The 20,831-nt window shown below is 41.2% G+C and carries 18 protein-coding genes; 8 read left to right on the forward strand and 10 right to left on the reverse strand.

Annotated elements, in window-relative coordinates:
- Positions 1-47: 47 nt before the first annotated feature.
- Together J2T13_RS25000 and J2T13_RS25005 are read right to left on the reverse strand one after the other, a co-directional pair.
- Positions 48-707: a recombinase family protein gene (locus J2T13_RS25000; RefSeq protein WP_429375284.1), complete on the reverse strand. Its 660-nt coding sequence runs from the start codon at positions 705-707 to the stop codon at positions 48-50.
- Complete coding sequence (locus J2T13_RS25005) at positions 704-1,369, reverse strand: helix-turn-helix transcriptional regulator (protein WP_429375286.1); 666 nt, start codon at positions 1,367-1,369, stop codon at positions 704-706. Before J2T13_RS25005 ends, J2T13_RS25000 begins: the two co-directional genes overlap by 4 nt.
- Positions 1,370-1,839: 470 nt before the next feature.
- Between J2T13_RS25005 and J2T13_RS25010 the strand changes: the two genes are divergently transcribed.
- From J2T13_RS25010 to J2T13_RS25030, 5 genes are all read left to right on the forward strand, one after another.
- Entirely contained in the window at positions 1,840-2,238 is a 399-nt protein-coding gene (locus J2T13_RS25010; protein ID WP_429375287.1) for a hypothetical protein, read from the forward strand.
- A gap of 135 nt (positions 2,239-2,373) precedes the next feature.
- Entirely contained in the window at positions 2,374-2,706 is a 333-nt protein-coding gene (locus tag J2T13_RS25015) for a hypothetical protein (protein ID WP_429375288.1), read from the forward strand.
- A gap of 14 nt (positions 2,707-2,720) precedes the next feature.
- On the forward strand, positions 2,721-3,395 hold the full coding sequence (locus J2T13_RS25020; protein ID WP_429375290.1) for a hypothetical protein: 675 nt from the start codon (positions 2,721-2,723) through the stop codon (positions 3,393-3,395).
- A 3-nt stretch (positions 3,396-3,398) separates the two neighbouring features.
- A complete protein-coding gene (locus J2T13_RS25025) occupies positions 3,399-4,103 on the forward strand; it encodes a type IV secretory system conjugative DNA transfer family protein (protein WP_429375291.1) in 705 nt (234 codons plus the stop codon).
- Between the two features lie 141 nt (positions 4,104-4,244).
- A complete protein-coding gene (locus J2T13_RS25030) occupies positions 4,245-5,138 on the forward strand; it encodes a hypothetical protein (protein ID WP_429375293.1) in 894 nt (297 codons plus the stop codon).
- Positions 5,139-5,392: 254 nt separating this feature from the next.
- On the opposite strand, the gene J2T13_RS25035 is transcribed toward J2T13_RS25030, so the two are convergent.
- The 5 genes from J2T13_RS25035 to J2T13_RS25055 form a co-directional block, all read right to left on the reverse strand.
- The gene (locus tag J2T13_RS25035) at positions 5,393-6,706 is read right to left on the reverse strand and encodes a copper amine oxidase N-terminal domain-containing protein (protein ID WP_429375294.1); all 1,314 of its coding nucleotides are present in this window, start codon (positions 6,704-6,706) and stop codon (positions 5,393-5,395) included.
- A gap of 367 nt (positions 6,707-7,073) precedes the next feature.
- Positions 7,074-7,721, reverse strand: a complete 648-nt coding sequence (locus J2T13_RS25040; protein ID WP_429375295.1) for a 2OG-Fe(II) oxygenase — start codon at positions 7,719-7,721, stop codon at positions 7,074-7,076.
- A 324-nt stretch (positions 7,722-8,045) separates the two neighbouring features.
- On the reverse strand, positions 8,046-9,200 hold the full coding sequence (locus J2T13_RS25045; protein ID WP_429375296.1) for an NAD(P)-binding domain-containing protein: 1,155 nt from the start codon (positions 9,198-9,200) through the stop codon (positions 8,046-8,048).
- A gap of 215 nt (positions 9,201-9,415) precedes the next feature.
- Positions 9,416-10,456, reverse strand: a complete 1,041-nt coding sequence (locus tag J2T13_RS25050; RefSeq protein ID WP_429375298.1) for a Gfo/Idh/MocA family protein — start codon at positions 10,454-10,456, stop codon at positions 9,416-9,418.
- Between the two features lie 6 nt (positions 10,457-10,462).
- Positions 10,463-11,200 carry a ThuA domain-containing protein gene (locus tag J2T13_RS25055; protein WP_429375300.1) on the reverse strand — a complete coding sequence of 246 codons (738 nt, stop codon included), beginning with the start codon at positions 11,198-11,200 and terminating at the stop codon, positions 10,463-10,465.
- A 164-nt stretch (positions 11,201-11,364) separates the two neighbouring features.
- On the opposite strand from J2T13_RS25055, the gene J2T13_RS25060 reads away from it, so the two are divergent.
- The 3 genes from J2T13_RS25060 (at position 11,365) to J2T13_RS25070 (ending at position 16,447) form a co-directional block, all read left to right on the forward strand.
- Positions 11,365-12,276 (forward strand): AraC family transcriptional regulator, encoded by a 912-nt coding sequence (locus J2T13_RS25060; protein WP_429375302.1) that lies wholly within the window; start codon positions 11,365-11,367, stop codon positions 12,274-12,276.
- Positions 12,277-12,476: 200 nt separating this feature from the next.
- A complete protein-coding gene (locus J2T13_RS25065) occupies positions 12,477-14,018 on the forward strand; it encodes an extracellular solute-binding protein (protein ID WP_429375304.1) in 1,542 nt (513 codons plus the stop codon).
- A 92-nt stretch (positions 14,019-14,110) separates the two neighbouring features.
- Positions 14,111-16,447, forward strand: a complete 2,337-nt coding sequence (locus J2T13_RS25070; RefSeq protein ID WP_429375306.1) for a helix-turn-helix domain-containing protein — start codon at positions 14,111-14,113, stop codon at positions 16,445-16,447.
- A 70-nt stretch (positions 16,448-16,517) separates the two neighbouring features.
- On the opposite strand, the gene J2T13_RS25075 is transcribed toward J2T13_RS25070, so the two are convergent.
- From J2T13_RS25075 to J2T13_RS25085, 3 genes are read right to left on the reverse strand one after another with little or no spacing between them, the layout of a single operon-like run.
- Entirely contained in the window at positions 16,518-18,542 is a 2,025-nt protein-coding gene (locus J2T13_RS25075) for a beta-galactosidase trimerization domain-containing protein (protein ID WP_429375308.1), read from the reverse strand.
- 29 nt (positions 18,543-18,571) lie between these two features.
- A complete protein-coding gene (locus J2T13_RS25080) occupies positions 18,572-19,447 on the reverse strand; it encodes a carbohydrate ABC transporter permease (RefSeq protein WP_429375309.1) in 876 nt (291 codons plus the stop codon).
- 14 nt (positions 19,448-19,461) lie between these two features.
- Positions 19,462-20,415: an ABC transporter permease gene (locus tag J2T13_RS25085; RefSeq protein ID WP_429375310.1), complete on the reverse strand. Its 954-nt coding sequence runs from the start codon at positions 20,413-20,415 to the stop codon at positions 19,462-19,464.
- Between the last annotated feature and the right edge of the window lie 416 nt (positions 20,416-20,831).

Consider the following 20,831-nt stretch of genomic DNA (forward strand, 5'->3'; position numbering starts at 1 on the left):
ATGAATTAGCATAACAGGGTGTTGGCTCAGGGTGGTCAACTTTTGGATTAGCAATGACTATGTAAGTGGTACACTTTTAGATTAGCAGATACACCCCGGGATGTTTTATAATTATGACTATTTAAATATGTAGTAATCTCAATTATCGTTTTCCCCTCTGCATACATTTCAAAGACCATTCTTACAATCGGAGCCTTTTCATGGTCAATAATAAACCTTTTATTCTCATCTACCTTATAACCTAAAGCAACATTTCCTCCTGTCCGTAGACATTTCTGAGCATTAATATCCATTCCACGTCGAATCTTCTGAGACAGTTCAACCGAATAATATTCAGCCATACTTTCGAGCAAGCCCTCTACTAAAATACCGCTGGCGTCATCCGTAATATTCTCTTTGGCAGAAAATACACGGACATTATTTTTCTTAAGTTTTGATTTATAGATCGCAGAATCATATCTATTTCTAGCAAATCGATCTAGCTGGTAGACTAAAACACCTTGAAACATTTTCTTATGACTATCATCAATCATTTTTTGAAACTGGGGACGCTTATCCGATGTTCCAGATGTGGCTCTATCAATATATTCATGAATAACGGTCATATTGTTCTTCTTAGCAAAATCATAGCAAACCTGTAACTGCCCCTCAATGGATTGCTCAGTTTGCATGTGACTCGAATAACGGGCATAAATGACTACATTCATGGATTTCCCTCCAGAAATCTATTATATACATCATGCAAATCCTCAGTAGGACTTCCGGTTGTTTCCTCCCAATGAATTTCCCTTCTACGAATTATGTTCTCCCAGTCCGTTGCAAACTCTGGTTCGTATTCATGAACTGTTAGGTCACCTGATACATAGGATCGTTTCAACTCGTACTGATATTCCTCCCGAGTAACAATATCCCCGTTAAGAAGCTTGTAATTCTTAAAAACTTTTGCTACATCATCTATTTCTTTTGGAGTTCTTCTTGACTCAAACGCTAATTTAAGAAATAAGGATACGTTATTATTTCTTGAAATCAACACTGTTTTACCATCATTAGTTACATATTGCAAATTTGAATCTGCAATAGAACTATATAATTTCCTTAAAATACGATAAGGCGTATGCTCTTTACCCGCCTCATCTAATCCAAACAAAAAATCTATTGATACATTTAATATTTCCGCAATTTCTAAGGCTATGTAAACTGACGGAATTTGAGGTTTTTCCTCACTCAAATAGTTTGTTATAGTCCCTTTAGATATTTTCAATTCATTCGCAAGAGCTTCTTGAGTTTTTTTACTTTCCTCCAGTGCCTCCCTAAATCTTGCGGAAAACTTTTTCTTTAGAGCAGTTTCTTTATCCGAATCAGTAAACATTTCTATCAATCCTCCTGATATAAGTTCATTTCATTATATATCCATTATAATAAAAAATCAATTCGAAATAACATTAATTTAGTATTTATTATAATAAAGTATTAAAATATTATCCTAAAAGTATGGTATGTACCAAAAAGTATATGAATAGTACAATATAGTTGTAAGGTTCAATCAATTGATTTCAGACTTCAGGCGGTGATCTTAATGTGTTCTCTTAAATCTCATCAAGCAAAGTTAATATCCGATGCTCAAGCCAAGCAGTTAGCTTCGTGCATCTGCTCAGGGGTCAAACTTTTTATTGAGCAACATTCAGATTTGTACCTGGAGTTTATTAACGGGGAAAGCCAAACTTTATTAGACAAAAAGGATTAGAACAGTTGCTAGTACAACAAAATATTAACTACCTCGCTGGCCAGCGGTTAACTATAGATATCAGTAAAAAAATAGTCTTTAGGAGGAATTAAAGAATGGCACTTCAATATATCGAGAAAGTACATGGTATAACTATCACTGCAGACAAGGAGGATCAAATCCCTACAATATCTCGTCTTATTTACTCTGGAATTCTACTTTATATCGTAGAAGCAGGTGAAATAATTACGGTTGAACCGAGATATAATGAAGGCTTGATAGAAGGGTGCATATATCGGGTTTCTACATTGTCAGATGATTCCCAATTACAAGGTCTCTTAGTACGAATTCCAAATATGAGAGTCGCCCTTACACCAATAGATATTGAGTACGGCTTGCCAAAGCTGACTTTTCGTTGCGGTAAAGACTATGGAATATATGTATTATCATCTGAAAATGATATCATCCACTTCACTAATGATGTAAGCCAAGTAGAAATTATAGGAATCTCCTAAGCGTAAAAAGGATGCGTTCAATAGGTGCATTGGTGAGCGCAATCATTGAAACCAGTAAACTCGATAGAAGTCCTATTCGAATTTAGTTACAGCACTGAGCATAACCATTTCAGCCACTATTAAGGAGGTTGCCTTATGAAAATAGAAAATATTTTGTTGACGCTTGAGCAAGTCGCCAATGATTCACAACTACTTTTGGTTGGGGTAAACCCCTTTAAGTTGTATGAAAACCAACAGGTAACAGACAAAATTGGTGGAATCTCGTATGAATGTGTTGCTCCAAAAAATAAATATGAAAGACTCATTGTAAAGGTACCGTCACATCAGCCCATCATTGAAAATGAGGATATTGAAGAGGATACATTTATTCAATTTATCGGATTCATAGGCAAGTTCTATCGGGACCGTAACGGATATTATCAGCTTAGTTGCCGAGCAGAACAAGCATTTATTGTTCCAAATAATTAAAAGGAGATGTAACCATGAAAAAGCTATATGAATATGCAAAATCATTAACTGGACGTTTGTTTAAAAGGGAACTTACTTCAGATGACAAGGTAGCCCTCACTAGTATCATCCTTTGTATTATTGTAGTCTGCACTTTACTTGCGACCATTAAGTACTGGGGAGTCCCTTTACTTGCCATCGGGTTTGTTAGCTATCTTTTCTATGATAAATACAAAGAGGGGCAGGTTCAATCGAATACAGCCCCGATAGATTACATCGTGTATAAGTGTCTCTATCATGTAGTTTGTCAAATCCATGATAGAATCGGAGCACGTAAGCCTCTCGACCTACACGATATTTCAGCGCCTGTACCATGCATTATGAAAAATGGACTTCCCATGATTCAAGCTAATATTCCTAAAGCACACAATAGCCCACTTTCACCAGAAGAGTTGTCTCTTATTAGGAAGCATCTAATGGCTCGTATTGAGGCACATCTGCGTGATGGTAACGTGGAGGGCATCCCCTATGCTTCACTTAATGGCGATTGCCCTATTATCCTTATCGAGAATATCAGTGATGAATATTCTCATTTCACGGTCACTTTGCTCTTCGTCGATAATCAACGAAAGTTGGAATACGCCTATTCGAAAATGAAAAGAAAGCCAACGACTGATATCCCTACCTCAATGAATGATAAGGACTTTTAATTTATGCTAAATCTTGTCTTTGATTACGAGTTGTGGCAAGAAGGTATCTACCATTACTGCCAGTGGGACTATAAGAAAGTGCCCCATATGCTTGTCTTCGGTTCCACTGGCTCTGGTAAGACCTATCTTGTTAGAACAGTTTTAGCGCGGGTCGGACTAAAGATACCAGATGCGAGCACAATATTATGCGATTATAAAGCTGATGACTTTAGTTTTCTTAGGGGTGCACCAAACCACTTTGAGTTCACTCAATGTTCTGATGGTTTAGATCGGTTCTATAATGAGTTTCTAAGGCGTCAGTCGGGTGAAGACAACTCAAGAAGCTTCAAGCTACTGATGTTCGATGAATGGGCATCCTATTTAAACATGCTTGAGAAAAAAGAAGCTGATTCAGCAAGAGCAAAACTGTCTACTCTATTGATGCTTGGACGCTCCTTTAATGTTCACGTATTAATCAGCCAACAGCGCGCCGATGCGGAATACTTCTCAAAGGCTCGCGATAATTTCGGTCTTATCATAGGATTGGGAAATTTGAGTAGGGAGAGCGCTGCCATGTTCAACTTTGATCGTGATGAGATGACGGCAGTATCTGGAATGGGTTGTGGCTACATGATGACTAACGGCACCAATATGAAAGCTATCAGAGTGCCTGCTGTACGTGATATTGCAAAAATCGAGAAGTTCATTCGTAAAACCGTTTCACAATAGCACAGGTAAGGCATGTGGGTGGTTGGGCGAAGCCAATAACCGCCCACAATCAGCCTTGCGGAGCAAGGCTATTGGCTAGAATAGTATTACCTAGACAACTTATGTCGCATGTCGCGAATATTGGAAAGTGAGGGATTTATTATGTCTCGTGACTCTCAGTCGAGGAAGTACCAGATAACAATTAACAATCCGATAGACAAAGGCTATAATCATGATAGGATCAAAGAAGAACTTGGAAATATTAAGTCTATTTTATACTTCTGTATGGCAGACGAAGCAGGTCAAACTCATCACACGCATATATACATTGTTTGCTCAAGTGCTATCCGGTTTAGCACTTTGAAAAATAGATTTCCCGAAGCACACTTAGAGATCGCCAGAGGAACCTCTGAACAGAATAGAGAATATATATCCAAAAGCGGAAAGTGGGAAAAGGATAAAAAGCATGGCAGTATAATTTTAGGAACTTTTGAGGAATATGGAGAAATTCCTATTGAAAGACAAGGGGCACGAAATGATCTGGCTGATTTATATGACTTAATAAAGTCGGGAGCTTCAAACTATCAGATTATGGAGGAAGCCCCAGAATATCTATTCCATATTGATCGCATCGATAGAGCTAGAAATATGATTACAATAGAGGAGTTTAAAGAAAAATTCCGAGAGTTGGAAGTTACCTATATTTGGGGGAACACCGGTACAGGAAAGACACGTTATGTATTAGAAAAACACGGATATTCACACGTCTATCGAGTAACTGATTATGTCCACCCCTTCGATAATTACAAAGGTGAAGATGTGATTTTGTTTGATGAATATCACGGACAATTCAAGATAACTGATTTACTAAATTATTTAGATGGCTATCCATTAGAACTACCCTGTCGATATAATAATAAACAAGCTTGTTATACTAAGGTATATATAATTTCTAATATAAGCTTTGAGCATCAGTATCCGAAGCTCCAGACTCTCCAATCCAGTACTTGGGAAGCATTGAAAAGGAGAATCCATTCTTACTCAAAAGTGGATTGATTTCCGCTGATACCAATTCACTAGGCTTGTTGGCAGTTTTCCATGCGTTACTGATTACTTTAAATTAGGTACATTAGGTTTATGTAAGGAAGGCGTAGGTGAACGCAAAAAATAAAGGTACGAAATACCCCTTGGTTATTATTATAAAGTTCTTTTATCGATTGAAAGTCTGCTGGGGTGCATATAATGAATAAGGTTCAGTATATGCACCCGTCGTAGAACTGCTTGGTGGCAGTTCTCTTTAGGGTAATCTATTATTTTAGAGCATCGTAGGTTGGTGTGGCTAACTGGACACCGCCGTTACTTGCGCCTTTAGCGACCGCTTGTGCATAAGTCATTGCCCCCGAACTTCCGTTCATCCCGAAGGCTTGGGAGTCATACCACTTAGAACCTAACTGGACTAAAGGGCTAGCATGTCCAGAGTTAGCATAAGCCATACCGTTATACCCCAAGTAGTCCGTAATGGCTAGGACGAGATACGCTTGCGGGTCGCAGTCCGTGATCTTATGATACAACATATCGTAAAGGCTACGAGCTTCTCCGTTATCGGTGTATTTGGCTGCGGAATCTTTGGAGCTGTATACCGAACCTACTGCCTGTAACTTCATCAACTCTGAAAATGGTACTTTATTGGCTATTAATGTTTCGTACCTTTCTATATTACCCAGCGCTAGTGCATACTCTCTTCCTTTGGTGTACTGTATGTCCACAGTGCGGTCACCAGCGATATACCCGTCGTAAGCTTTTTTATACGGGTATGCAGTTTGATTATTCATTATCTGATCGTACAAACCACCAGACACAAACAACTTATCTACTTCTTCCTTGACGATCTTCATGACGTAGTTATACTCAGCTTGTGTCTGTGACCCATACGCGTGGTTTCCAAACTCTACGCTGATTTGCTTGTAGTTAGATACTGTATACCCCTTGCCAGTGAACTTGTAATCCCCTACTCTAACCGACTTCCACTGGTTCTTAGGTACCGAAATGGCGTACTTATTGGTTGGTGAAATGGCATCCGTTACTGGTGCTGTTATTTTTGTTGTTTCGGGAGTTTGTTGTGTATACACGATATCATCACCCGGTGTTACCCCGACACTTGTGATCATTACCGATTGTGCGGATTGATCCCACTTCACATTGGCTTCAAGGGCTTCACTGACGAACCGGAGAGGAACCATAGTTACCCCACTATATGTATTAGCAGGTACTGATAACTTTTTAGGTATTCCATTGACTGTTGCAGTTGATTTACCCAGAGTAATACTAATCTCTTTACTCCCTTTTACCGCTAGTATAGTCTTTGTCTCCGGAACATACTTAATAACAGCACCCAATGATTCAAATACCCCACGCATGGGCACAAGCACTACTCCATTCTGCATAATCGGAGATTGAGCATATATCTGTGATCCACCATCTATAATTACTTCAATTGAAGCAGATTTTGAAATCGATGCCGCTTGCACTTGAGTAGTTCCATGTATTCCTGTTAACACCAGCATTGAAGCTATGCCGATACTCCCTATTGTCTTCAAGGATTGTCCACTTCGCTTTACCATCATAGTTCACTCCTCAGATTCTTGCATGCTATCAATCTACAGATATCATTTACTATATATTAACTCAGTTACAAATATATTCACAGGTAATATATTGAAAGCAACAAAAAAACGATAAGATAAATTCTTATCGCTCTCTTGTGCACTAAAACCACAACGTTTTAGAAAAACACCTAGCGTGGTAAAGAGTGTTCGTTTTTAACTCTGTAAATGGAGCCGAGGGGAGTCGAACCCCTGACCGAAAATATTGGCACATAAGCTGCGCTTCGCGTTGGGTATAGTCACAGGTTTGATGTCACCTAAGAGTTACTAAAATTAGTAACAACCTGACTTTCCATTGCTTCCAAATCACCCAGTACATAATCTACATCTAGGATAAGCGAAGGGCTTGTCTTCTCATCCACATCGTTGCAACCCACTTTTCCCCTTTGATCACTGGTGTACCTGCATGCAAGGTGAGATCGTTTAATTCATGATTACTGTAAAAATATTCGAAGTAGACCGCCATGCCTTTGCTAGGAATAACAGAAAGATTAAGCATGGGGAATGTCGTTTCTCCGCCTTCCTCCACATCATTCAAATACATCACGATCGTACTAATTCGATTGTTGGCACTTGCTCGACTCGTTTCTGCGAAGAAATCATAATGAGGTTGATACTCTTGCCCAGGGGTATACAGCAGAACTTGCAAGCCATCACCATTCTCAACAGGAATATTCATAATTTGAGAGAATCGCTTCTCGATTCTTGTAACCGTCTCATTCTCCTCACAGAATACCCCGCTGCTCGTTCTAATTTGATTGACCGCATGATCTTGGCCTATTTTTGAACGTTGCAATTGTTCCCTAGAATGTTTGATTAGCTCATCGCATTCCTCATTGCTAAGCACATTTCCTAGTACGACAACCAGAGGTGCCTCATACTTGGCAAGAATTCGAATCTCTCGATCTTCTGTCTTGATCGTATTTCCAACATGATCAAATATCGTCCGTTCATTCTCTGTCGTATTCCCTATCATCCTTATGCAGCCCCTATAGTATGACATCACCATAAAAATAACATACCATTAAATGGGATTATTAGCTCTATTAACTTCAGAAAAGGAAAAATAATCAAACTGTCTGGTATTGGTGAAGGCGAGAGGAGTCGAACCCCTGTCCGCAAATAACGCAACCCAAGCTGCACTTCGCGATGGGTGTAGTCACAGTTTGGATATCCCCCTAGATAATCCCTGTTGCAGGATTTCCTTCAGTTCAGCCTGATTATCTTCTTCAGCTCACCGCAGGCGGAAATGAGTAGGCCGGATAATTGCATCTTTCTTGATGATTAATGGTACTATACACTACTCAGCAAGTACGATATCCCATTCATGTATTTCATAATTACGGGCACCTTCAACAATATACGGGTCTTCCTTCACCCACGCTTCTACTTCTTCCAGCATCCGTCCTTTGTAGATAACCAATCCTCCAGCCCCATCCGTAAAACGACCATTCGCCAAGAGTTTGCCTTCCTCACGGCGATTGGCAAGAAACTGCAAATGTTGCTCACGGAAAGTCACACTCTTATCTGCATCCTTCATTGGTAGAAAAACTGCGAAGTGCTTTATAGGCTCTGTTTCTATCTGTTTGTCACATTGCAGCTGATAGCCCAGCATTGCGGACATATCCTGACCTTCGAATCCGCTTCTTATGGCGCTTCGCAGTAAGTTTCTTACTTGGTTTCCGACTACAAGTGCTACACCGCTTTGCTCAGCCATTTCTACTGCTAGGTCGAGATCCTTACCCAGAAGTTTAATAGCAAAACCTGGCTTGTAATCATTCTTTACGATGTGATTCCCATAGTGACGCTCAAGCATCCGGCTGCCTGCAAAACTCGACGTCAGAATACGTACAAGTTGTTCTTCATCAACATCCGATTTTCTACCAAGCGCCAACCCTTCGCTAACCGCTTGGGTATGGATACCGACCATAAGCTGATTAATGAGCTTCACAACCGATCCGCTACCACTACCGCCCACATAATCGATTTGCTTACCCATCGCTTGAAATACGGGAAGCGCTTGCATGAAAACCTCTCTCTCACCACCGACCATAATGCTGAGCGTACCTGCGATTGCCCCAGTTGTACCACCACTGACTGGTGCGTCAAGAAATAAAAGGCCACTAACCGCCGCTGCCTTGTATAATTTACGATTTAGTCCAGGGTTAACCGTACTACTGTCTACAAGAATAAGTCCGGCACGACCATTCTCAATTAAGCCGTCTTTACCTAAGTACACCTGCTCTACATCTGCCGGCATCGGTAGACAAGTAAGTATGATGTCCATATCAGAGGCCAACTGAGCAATTGTAAATCCTATATGCCCACCAAATCCTTCAAGGAGCTCTTCAGCCGCTTTACTCCGGTTCACACCGTATACTTCGAAACCCGCTTTAATTAAGTTCTTTGCCATAGGCAACCCCATATTACCGAGACCAACAAATCCAACTTTCATCCTACTCATTCCCTCCTTAGCTGATAAGCATGCTGAACATAAATCCACTTATACTTTCATTGTAAAGTACACCTACAAGACCGTATAGGGACAAAACATTACCCACACCTCGTACAAAATAAATGTCTGAATTTACTGCAAAAACATTACTTAACCTCTAATTCACCCCTACTTTGAACAAGAAATGTCCAGCCAGTCCATTCCCTTCTGATCTTCTATCTTATCGAAATCGGAATTTTCTCTCCCCGCTTCGCGCTTTCCATCGCTGCGAACACCATCGCCATACTCATAAGATTATCAGAGCAATCCGTTTCAGATTTGTGTCCTTCCTTGAGCGCCGCCAGCATCTCATCGAAACATGCATCATGCCCTTCCTTCCCCGTCCAGATCGAAGCCGGAGCAACGTGCTCCATCTGGTGCATCCGTGAGGCAGATCCTAATTCACCCTGCACTACGCTACAGTATGGATCATTTTCCCCATCCCATATTAATGTTCCCTTGGAACCAATGATCCTCCAACTACCATGCCATGAGGTCGGAGCCCCTTCAGCACACCATGACCCATTGTACGAAAACACCGATCCATCGGAAAGCTCGAAGATACAAACTGCCGACGCTTTACCACCATACCAGGAATACGATGGATTAAATTCATGACAGTAGACAGAGATGGGATCAGCTTGTAAAAGAAACCGAGCCTGGTCGAACGTATGAATAGCCATATCCAACAGTAGCGGATTATTCATCACATCACGGAAACCACCAAAATGTGGCCCTAGAAAGAAGTCAACCGTAGTCTGCCCTGGTCCACCTATTATTCCCTGGTCAATCATGCCACGAGCTTCCCTTATTTGTTTAGTAAACCGTCGATTCTGCATGACCGAATAATTTTTATTATGCACTTTCACAAACTGCTCCATCTCGATAGCATCTTCTAAAGAAGCTGCCATCGGCTTCTCACCTAGAACATCACAGCCTAATTCAACCGCTTTCATTACGATTCGTTTGTGAACCTCAGGAATGGTGACATCAAATACCAGATCAGCACCCGTCGTCCGTATCGCCTGTTCCATATCAACACAGCATAAGCAATCGATCCCGAGTTCCTTCGCCATCGATTCTGCTGCGGATATATTAATATCAACTAGGGCAACAATTTCGATATCAGACCGAGTCATGGCGTACTTCACCCAACGTTTCGCCATATTGCCGCAGCCGACTTGTACGAGTTTAAAGGTTTTCTCTCCAACCGACATAACGAATTACACCCCCTGCTTCGACTTTAATGTCTCGAGCGGCTTGCGGTTTCCGAATTGTGGCGCCTGCCTCGTTGTCGGCGCAGCCCAATGTACAGCATTACGTATAACTGTTCGAATCTGTTCATTATAATAGGTAGGGTAAGTTTCATGTCCAGGTCTAAAGTAGAATATCTTACCTTGTCCCCGCTGATACGTACAACCGCTACGAAAAACTTCTCCACCCTCGAACCAACTGACGAATATCAACTCATCAGGTGTAGGAATTTCAAAGCTTTCTCCATACATTTCCTCTTCTTCGAGTTCAATATATTCTCCGATGCCTTCTACAATAGGATGTCCGGGAGAAACCACCCACAGCCTCTCCTTCTCGTCAGCTTCACGCCATTTCAAATTGCAAGTCGTACCCATTAGCTTCTTGAATATCTTTGAGAAATGGCCGGAATGAAGAACAATCAGCCCCATCCCCTCTAATACACGTTTATAAACACGCTCTACAATCTCGTCGGCCACCTCACGATGCGCCTTATGCCCCCACCAGATCAGCACATCTGTTTCATTTAATCGTTGTTCTGTTAACCCATGCTCTTCTTCCTCTAAAGTGGCATATCCAATTTCCAGTTCACTACCAAGACCTTCACCAATAGCATGGTGAATACCATTCGGATAAATGGCACGTACCTTCTCATTTATTTGCTCATGTCGAAATTCGTTCCAAACCAATACACGCTTCTTCCCATTCATACTTCTCAACCTCCCATAATTTTAGTCCGTTTGATATCCTCAATTATATGTACCTCATCTATCAAAAGATACGATCAAACCTGCCCTCTTCTTCTCCAAAAATGACATCCATGTTATACTTGCCCTCTGCATGCCCATCCCAATAAAAAGCGAGGTACTCTGTATTGACTATCCATATTGAAGCACATGAACTTCAAGTCAAAGAAGAACTCGTCGTCTATGCCCACCCCTTACTCTTTTTAAAAGTTTGGGAAATTGAAGCTCCCTCATTTAATCAGGGAACAGAAATCATTGGACCTTGGCATTATCATAAGGAAGTTGAATTTCTAGCCGTTATCGAAGGTTCCATGGGCATTCAAACCAAAGACAACTACTTTTCACTTCATAGCGGGGATGTTGTCCTACTCGGGTCCTCCGAACTGCACCGAACGTATAGATCAAATATAGACCCGCTAAAATTTATTGTTTTCCAGGTTGATTTATATCAGCACTTTGACCAAAGCGATCTACCTTATCTGCATGGTTTTTCTGAACTGACACGACCGTTAAGCGATCTTAATTATCTATTTCAACATAATTCAGAGGTTCGACTAGAGTCTTGCGCACTTATTCGGGATATTTACCAAGAATCACTACGGCGAGAGCGTGGTTATGAGCTGCTAATCGGTGCTAATATCAAGCGTTTGCTTTGGCTACTTATCCGCTACGATGTTCAGGATATTCTGCATAACGATACTTATGACATTGTGCGTTTGAAACCTGTATTCGATTATGTAGAACGCAATCTGAAAAATAAAATAACTATAGAAGACGTATGCAAACTCCTTAATTTTAGCTATCATTACTTTATTCGATATTTTCACCTGACAATGGGCAACTCTTTTATTGAGTTCGTCAACCATAAACGTATCAAAAAAGCAGAGAGACTTCTTCTCACACAGAACTTAAGTATTTCGGAAGTCGCCATCGAATCAGGCATACCTAGTACGGCCCAATTTTACAAGTTATTTAAACGCTACAACCATTGCTCGCCCAAAGAATTCATAGTGAAGATGCGCAGAAAGACAAGTCTCTAGTAACGGACTTTTCTTACACCAGTCAAGAACAGGACACTGTTTCCCCTAGTGCTTCCAGCATCTTTGACGGACATTTATTCTTAAGTTGTCCCTACAAGTAATGTCTCTATCCTGCCCTTTGTATCCGATTTATGATGTAAATCTAGCAGCGGCATATATGCAGCGCTGCCTATCATAGCATTTCAGGGAGGTTATTAAAGATGAATGTAGTGAAACGATTAACACAAGTCTTAACCATCTTGACAGCGGTTACATTGGTTGCAGCCTGTGCATCTAATGGGAATGAAGTGAAAAACAACGTAACAAACTCGGATAATACAGGCAACATAGAAGAACCGCTTTCTATTCAAATGTTCGCGGGGCTATATAATGAAGTCCCTGATATGAATGATGCATTTTGGACCGAATGGCAAAAACAGACGAATTCGAAGCTGAATATAGAGTGGGTACCCTCAGGGGATCTTGATACGAAGTTGGATCTATTGCTTGCATCAGCACAACTACCAGAGGTTATATCAGCTCCCAATTTCAAACGTGCGACACTGATCAGTGCAATGAAGAACGGCGCTTTCTGGGACCTAACACCTTTTCTAGGCGATTTCAGCAAATATCCGAACTTGAAAAACAATGTTCCAACTGATGCTTACAAATATAGAACGGTTGATGGAAAAATCTATTCCCTTCCCGGATCAAGAGCGGAAATCGATCCAGGTATCAAAATTCGTCAAGATTGGCTGGAGAAGCTGAATATCCCAATTCCAACTACACTTGATGAATATGCAGAGGCTCTCGTCAAGATTGCAAAAGGCGATCCTGACGGCAATAACCGTGATGACACGCTCGGCTTAATTGGCGGTGGCGTTATCATAAGTGACGGTGATGCTTCGTTTGCCTCTGGGTTTGGCGCAATGGAGCCAACATACAATGACGAAGGTGGACTCATCCAAACAAACCTGAATCCGCAATATACGGAGACGATTGCTTACTTCAAAAAGCTATACGAGTCAGGCGCGCTGTCTAAGGAGTTCTCTGTTACTAAACGTACGCAAGCACAGGATTTGTTCACGACAGGTCGCGCTGCCTCTTACACACGTAGTATCTGGTGGGATAAAGAATGGGAAGATATGATGAAGAAAAATGGGCAACCTGATGCGAAAATTCTGAATTTGACTTTGAAGGGTCCGAAAGATTACGCGGTTAACCTAACCATTGGAGGCTTCGGCAGCTATCTGATCTCTAAAGAAGTTCCTGAAGAAAAGGTATGGAAATTACTTGATTATTTCGAGAAGACTGCATCTACTGAATTAACTGATCTGGCTTACTACGGTATTGAAAATGTACATCACACCGTAATAGATGGACAAATGGTATTAAATGAGCAAGGCGTTAAAGAAGTGAATACTACAAGTAAAAATGCAGGCGTCCTTGCTGCTATGAAGTGGGGGAAAGTCATCAGTGCATCAGGAGACAAGGCTTATAATGATGCCAAAATTGCCGAGGTCGAGACTTATGCCGAAGTCGGCAGTATAGATCCTTTCAATTATCTCATATCCGATACATGGAATGAATTTTGGTCCAAATATGAGAATGAGTGGAAATCCATGGTTACTCAAGCCATCGTTGGACAAATTACGATGGAGGATTACAAAAAGTTTATAGATAAATTAAATAATATACCTGAAGCGAAAAAAGCCTATCAAGAGTTCGCAGCACAGTACAAAGCACTGAATCCGTATAATTAAATTTCGTATGATGTTCTTGAAGGTAATCGGGATAAGTCCGATTACCTTCCTTGTCTATATTGAATCATTCTATCGTTTATGGGGGGATTACCATGAAAACATGGCTGAACCAAATCCTGAGATTATTCCGTTTCGCCTTTCCAACCACTAACTATTTTAAACGTCTTGTTTGGTTGGGCTGTATTTCTGTATCCTTGCCCCTCATTGTGCTTGGCACGACTTATTATCATATCTCTGTCGATAAACTGAAGCAACAATTTCAGCAGGATAGCCGTACTTCTCTTGTTCAGCTAAAAGACCGAATGGAAAATATGACAACTCGAATCGAATACCAATCCATGCAGCTTGTGAACAATCCCACCCTTCACTATGCACTTGGACGTCCTAACTTCTCAGAACAGTACGTGAAGCAGCTGGAATTACTTGATTACATGACACTTCAGAAAAATGCCAGCGAACTGATCCAAGACATTGTATTTTACAGTAGCCTCTCGGATACCGTTCTCTCCAGTTTTTATGGCAAATCGACTCTTGAAAATTCACCTCAGTTAACCAATATTAATACGGCAATGAAAATGAAAAAGCGAACAGGATGGGTTTACTTGCCAAGCTTTAAGGCGGATGGGTATATCTCGTATGTCCGCCAACTTCCTTTGATGAGAGTAGACTCCTTACAAGGCGTAGCGATTTTCCAAGTAAAAGTCAGTGATATTGGAGAACTTGTGTTCAATTCACATAATGAGGAGAATATAGAATCATTGATCGTGTTAGATTCGGATAATACTATACTGATGCACTCATCGGATTCTTCCCAGCTGGGACAGTCTGCAAATGCATTCCCACTATACGATAACATATTGCAGCATGCGGACAGCGATCAGCAATTCATATCGGAAGACGAATCTGGCAATCGGATTTTGACTTCCATTAATCAAACCGTATTGGGTAAAACCTATATTTCACTCTTGCCAGAAAAAGTGATGACAGATCAACTAAACTGGTTGCGTCTACTCATCGTGGGCTCTGTTTTCACTATACTTCTCTTTGGATTTATGCTTACCATCGCATCATCCAAATTTGCTTATAGCCCGATCGATCAATTGCTTCGGTATGGAGGACAGCTGCGTCATGGTAAAATGAGTAAAATTTCCGGGACTGTTAACGAGTTTGATTTTATTCGCTCAAGCTTAACTTATCTGAATGATCAAGCTGCGTCACTTCAGACATATGTTGAAAAAATCCAACCCGCTTTACAAGACCAATTTATGATGAAGCTACTTCAATCTCCTACCGCGATCAAGAACGAAACCATTGAGGATGATTGCAATACGTACCAACTGCCCATAAAAGGCTCTTTTGCTGTTCTAATTGTACGGCCAGAAAATTTATTCAAGGAGAAACGTTTCTTCCCGAATGAAGGGCCAATTATCTCTTTTGCAGTAAAAAATGTCATGCATGAGCTTTTAAAACATGATCTCATTTCGGATGGATACGTATTAGGAGAGGATGGGCGGGAAGCTATTGCGATTATTCATTTAATAGATGATATCAATGATGAAGATACAACTAACATCCTGTTTTCTTATGCGGTCAACGTAAACGAGGCACTTAGCACTCACCTTTCTTTCACGGTTTCCATCGGAATTGGGAGTAGGAAGTCAGGTATAGCTCTCCTATCCGAGTCCTATAAGGAAGCTTCACTCGCTTTACAACAGCGGTTATTCAATGATAATCGACATATCTTTCATTATGATAAGAAATCGAAGATGGCGGAGAAACTTATTGTATTTAATTATCCGAAGGACATCGAATTATCAATTACGGAATACCTCCTCCAAGGTGAGCATCCGTTGGCTACACAATCGCTTCACCAGTTTTACGAGCGTATACGAGTTACTGAATCTTATAATACGGCGATGCACTGCTATCATATTCTTCTCTCCTCCATCATTCAATCGCTTGAAGAAATGGGGTACGCTGTGCTAGATAATCTCGGTGATAACCTATTTGAGCAACTCAAAGCAAGACAAACCTATCATGAGGTCCATGAATGGTTTGTTGAAATTCTCTTTCCTATGCATAAACATATTACCGTTCAGAATCGTACGAATTCAACCCGCAAAGCCGTACAATTAGTGTGCCAGCACATTGATGCTAACCAAGGAATGCCTTCCTTGATCGAGTGCGCCGTACTTGTCCAAATGAGTCCTTCCTATTTGAGCCGGATGTTTAAACAAGAAGCAGGCATGACCTTTATTGAATACCTAATGAAATACAAGGTTGATCGAGCCAAAAAATTACTTAAAGAAACCGATTATAGTATAACCGAAATTGCTGAAATCATCGGCTATTCAGAAAGGAACTTAAATAGGGCGTTTCAACGGCATGTCATGATGTCACCTAACCAGTATCGAATATCACTTCGATAAATAGTAATGACCAGAGGAACCTGCTTAAGCAACAAGTGCAGGTTCTTCTGATGTAAACACCGCTTTTTCCCTATTGAAATTCAATAAGCAAACACTCCCAAATATCCAACTTCGGTATCGTCAAGGTAAGATGCTGATCATCTGCTTCATAAATTAGTGATTCACCGGAAATCAATTGACACACATTGGCAACTTCCCTCCCCCAGAGCGCCACTTTTAGCTCGATGTTGTGGAGCGGAATATTCGTTGCTAGCGGCCTTCTTCCAACTCCATTAACAAGATGGACGAGCAGTTGACCCCTTTTCTCAAACAATGACAGTTGCAAGCCCTGATAATGGCTAACTTCTACCATTTTATCTTTCCCAAGGATCATATCAATCATATTGGATAATAGCTGATAATGCTCTCCCAGTTTAAATTCATTGATAAGTGTGCTTAATGAAAAGGATAGATATATTGCACCTCCGGCTCCCAGTTCATTATGGACACACAGAGGGATATCCGTGTGACTGACAAGCAAGGAAGCTCGCTCCGGCGGAGCTCCTACACTTTCCAGTGGAGAGAAAGGCGGTACCAACGTGGCTAGAACTCTAGCCTTTTCCCCTACAACATTCGAATACTGAATTTTCCCTCTGAATGCAATTAGCTCCGTAAGCTCCATTTCGACCTGAAGCGGATTATCGATTCCTTCAAATCGAAGATACGCAGCTGATAGTGATTCACTGACCGTTGATTCCTCTGCTATCCCGAGTAAATACCTAAGATCCGGTTGCTGTGATACCGCACCTTCCATGATCACATGTCCACCTTCTTTTGCGAATCTATTAATTGCGGTGATGAATTCATCTGATAACGTCATATCATCTGGAATGATTAGCACTTTGTATCGCGCTAGCCGTCTTTCTGTTGCTTGTTCTCGCAATAAAACATCGAACGGAATTTGACGATTGATCAATCCATCAGCCCATCCTTCTGCCGCCGCATCGGCTGTCCACATTAAGGCTACCTGAGCTAACGCATGAGCTTCATCCATATATGGCTCTACTTTACTCACATTTCGGTTAAACCTGGTTACCGTTTCTATAATTCGTTTATCAGTAATCGTATCGGGAATTCCAGTTAAGGAATGCCATATGCTCCCCCCATGTGCAGGAATTTGAGACAACCAGAATTGGTACTCAGCAGGTGGGAGCCCCGTATGTCTCCACTCCATCCCTGGACTTGAGTGAACAATTCCGAAAGGAGCAGGATTGTCTGGTATCGAGCGTCCAAGCTTAATGCTCAGTGCAGGCTTCCAGAATTCAGGAATATGCTGATGCCCATCCGACAATACATCCTGAGGTTCCGTGCATAACATATCTGTCGTTTCTAAACGAGCGTATAGGTTGTCTTTGTACAGATTATAATAAAGAATCATCGGCACATCTGACCTTTTGTTCTTTATAAACGTATACATTTTCTCCATATTGTCACGTATGCAGGATGATGACCAATCCTCGGCAAAGTCATTTCGGTCAAGCGGAATCTCCATCCCATAGCGCATGCTGTACTTTTTCTTACATAATTCACAATAGCATGGAACATAATGTGGAGCATTGAAGAAAATACCGTCGATATCGTAGTTGCTTAGCAACTCCTCAAGTACAGGAATCGCAACAGCATCGTTGCGATAAGCTCCATTAATACAAGTACTCATTAACAGTGACCAACTTCCAGGCCTATGAGCTCCTATAATTTCCGGTTGTCCAGAAGGCTGTCTTACAAACCATTGCGGCTTTCTAAGAAAAACGACGTCATCTGTTTTGCTGAAATCCAATCTCGCAATGAAGCGTATATTTTGTTCATGACAAGCAGTAATGACTTCCTTCAACAAATCAAAGTCATGAGGAAGATATTCATTCACTTTATGACCGTCTACCTTAGATGGATACCATGCATAAATCCCCCCGACATTGAACACAAGAGTGGTAGCACCCATTCCCTTCATTTGCCCCGCCAGTTTTCGTGGATCAATGAGATGGGTATCCTTTACCTGTAGGTTCGTTTGAATGATTCTTTGCGGCTTCTGCCACCAGGCTTTTTCTTGTCCAGTCATCTTATTGGCTCCTTTAAATGAGTTATTCATTATCCTTTGACCGATCCGAGCATGACCCCTTTGGCAAAGTGTTTCTGAAGAAACGGATAAATAACGAGAATTGGCACCATCGCCATCACAATAGAAGCCATACGAATTGTTTCCTGCGGCACTGACCTCTCATCCCCGCCAGATCCAGCCATCCCCGCATTATCTGAGTCTATAACTAACGTTTTGACTAATACCTGTAACGTCCATTTACTAGAATCGGACAGATAAATAAATGCATTAAAGTACGTATTCCAATGTGCAACTGCAAAGAACAGAGTAAAAGTTGCAATCGCGGGCATCGAGAGTGGAATGACTATTCTCAGAAAGACACCAATATCCGAACAGCCGTCAATTTTGGCAGCATCCTCAAGCTCAGAAGGCAATGATTCCAGAAAGCTCTTGATAATAATCAAGCTCCAAGCGTTCGTTAAAGCGGGCCAAATCAGTGCCCAATACGAATTAAGCAATCCAAGTTCCTTAACGAGTAAATAATTTGGTACAAGACCCGCATTAAATACGAGCGTGAAAATAATAAAACCCATCATCAAGCTGCGGCCAGGCATCGCCTTTTTAGTCAATGCATAGGCCATTGAGAACGATACGATCAGATTCAGAGCGGTACCGATTACCGTGATGAAGGTTGTACTCTTTAGCGCGTTAATAAAGCTGTCTGTAGACAAAATATAAGAGTACGCTGCCAGCGACCACTTCTCCGGGAATAGATAAAATCGAAGCGGTACATAAACCTCCGGGTCCGTAAACGATACGCTAAATACATAAAGAAAAGGAACAATGCATATCAAAGAAATCAAACTAAGCAGGCTATAGTTAATCCAATCAAATGTCGTTGCTTTTTTGGTTGATACAAAGCTCATTGTTACACTCCCCCTTAATAAATTCCTTCATGACCCGATTTCTTAACAATATAGTTAGAGCTCATAACTAATATAAATCCGACCACACCTTTGAACATACCTACGGTGATACCGGAACTGATCTGCCCCCTCAATATACCTTGCGAATAAGCATACGTATCAAACACCTCGGCGACTTGCATCACGAGCGGATTCATCATAAGGAGCATTTGTTCGAAGCCAACATCGGCCATTTGACCAAGACGAAGAATGAGTAGGATTATAATCGTCGGACGAATGGCAGGTAAAGTGATATGCCATATTTGCTTAAACCGACTAGCACCATCCATAACAGCAGCCTCATATCGCTGTGGATCAACACCCGCCATCGCAGCCAGAAAGATAATAGTACTCCAACCTACCTCCTTCCACATACTTTGCACTGTGATAAGACCCCAGAAGTATTTGGGCTCGGACAGAAAGGATATCGTCTCAAAACCCGCTTCTCCAATGAGTTTGTTCACGATCCCAACATCTGTTGATAGAACGAAGAAAGTCATACTCGTGACGACTACCCAAGATAAGAAATGCGGTAAATATACGATTGATTGATTGATTCGCTTAAATACTTCATGACGAACTTCATTTAACATAAGAGATAGTAGAATGGGTAGTGGGAACATAAATACGATACCAAACACATTGATTGCTAACGTATTACGTAGCATGATATAGAAGTTGCGATCAGCGAATAATGCATTAAAATGTTTGAAGCCTACCCATTCGCTACCAAAGAACCCCAGGTAAGGATTATAGTCTTTAAAAGCAAACATAAGCCCCCATAATGGCGTCAATTTGAACAATAAAAAAAATAAAATCCCTGGCAGCGCAAGCAAATACATCGATCTGTACTGTACCATTTGCGTGCCCAATCGAGACCAATACCCCTTAGTGGCGTAAACGCTAACAGCCAGCGTAGGCTTTTGCATAGGTCGTGCACCTCTCCTTCTTGGATGTGAATCGTATGCTATGTGTCCTATTGTAGGCTCGAGATAGTAAGCAAAATACAGACAAAAATTGAAAAAGACCGATGCTACGCACCGATCCCCCTATATTTAAATTTATGTCCTGCTTGAATGCTCTTACACCGTTGAAGTTATGGTGTTATATCCGTTCCTTTATCTTCACCAAAGTATAGAAGGAAAGAAATGTCTGAAGGTCATTTAAGAATTGTAATTGCATGGTTATGATTAGACCTAAAAACTTAACTATTTTGACGATCTACTAAAGGGAAGGGTTGCTGGGCGCTGAGCTAGAGTGAAGGACTGAATATTATTTCAGCCCCTCCTCATCAAACCGTACGTGAAGTTTTCCTTCATACGGCTTTCCGATGTTCTTCTTTCAT

The sequence above is a fragment of the Paenibacillus sp. DS2015 genome (assembly GCF_050433705.1).
Taxonomy (GTDB): domain Bacteria; phylum Bacillota; class Bacilli; order Paenibacillales; family Paenibacillaceae; genus Paenibacillus_AQ.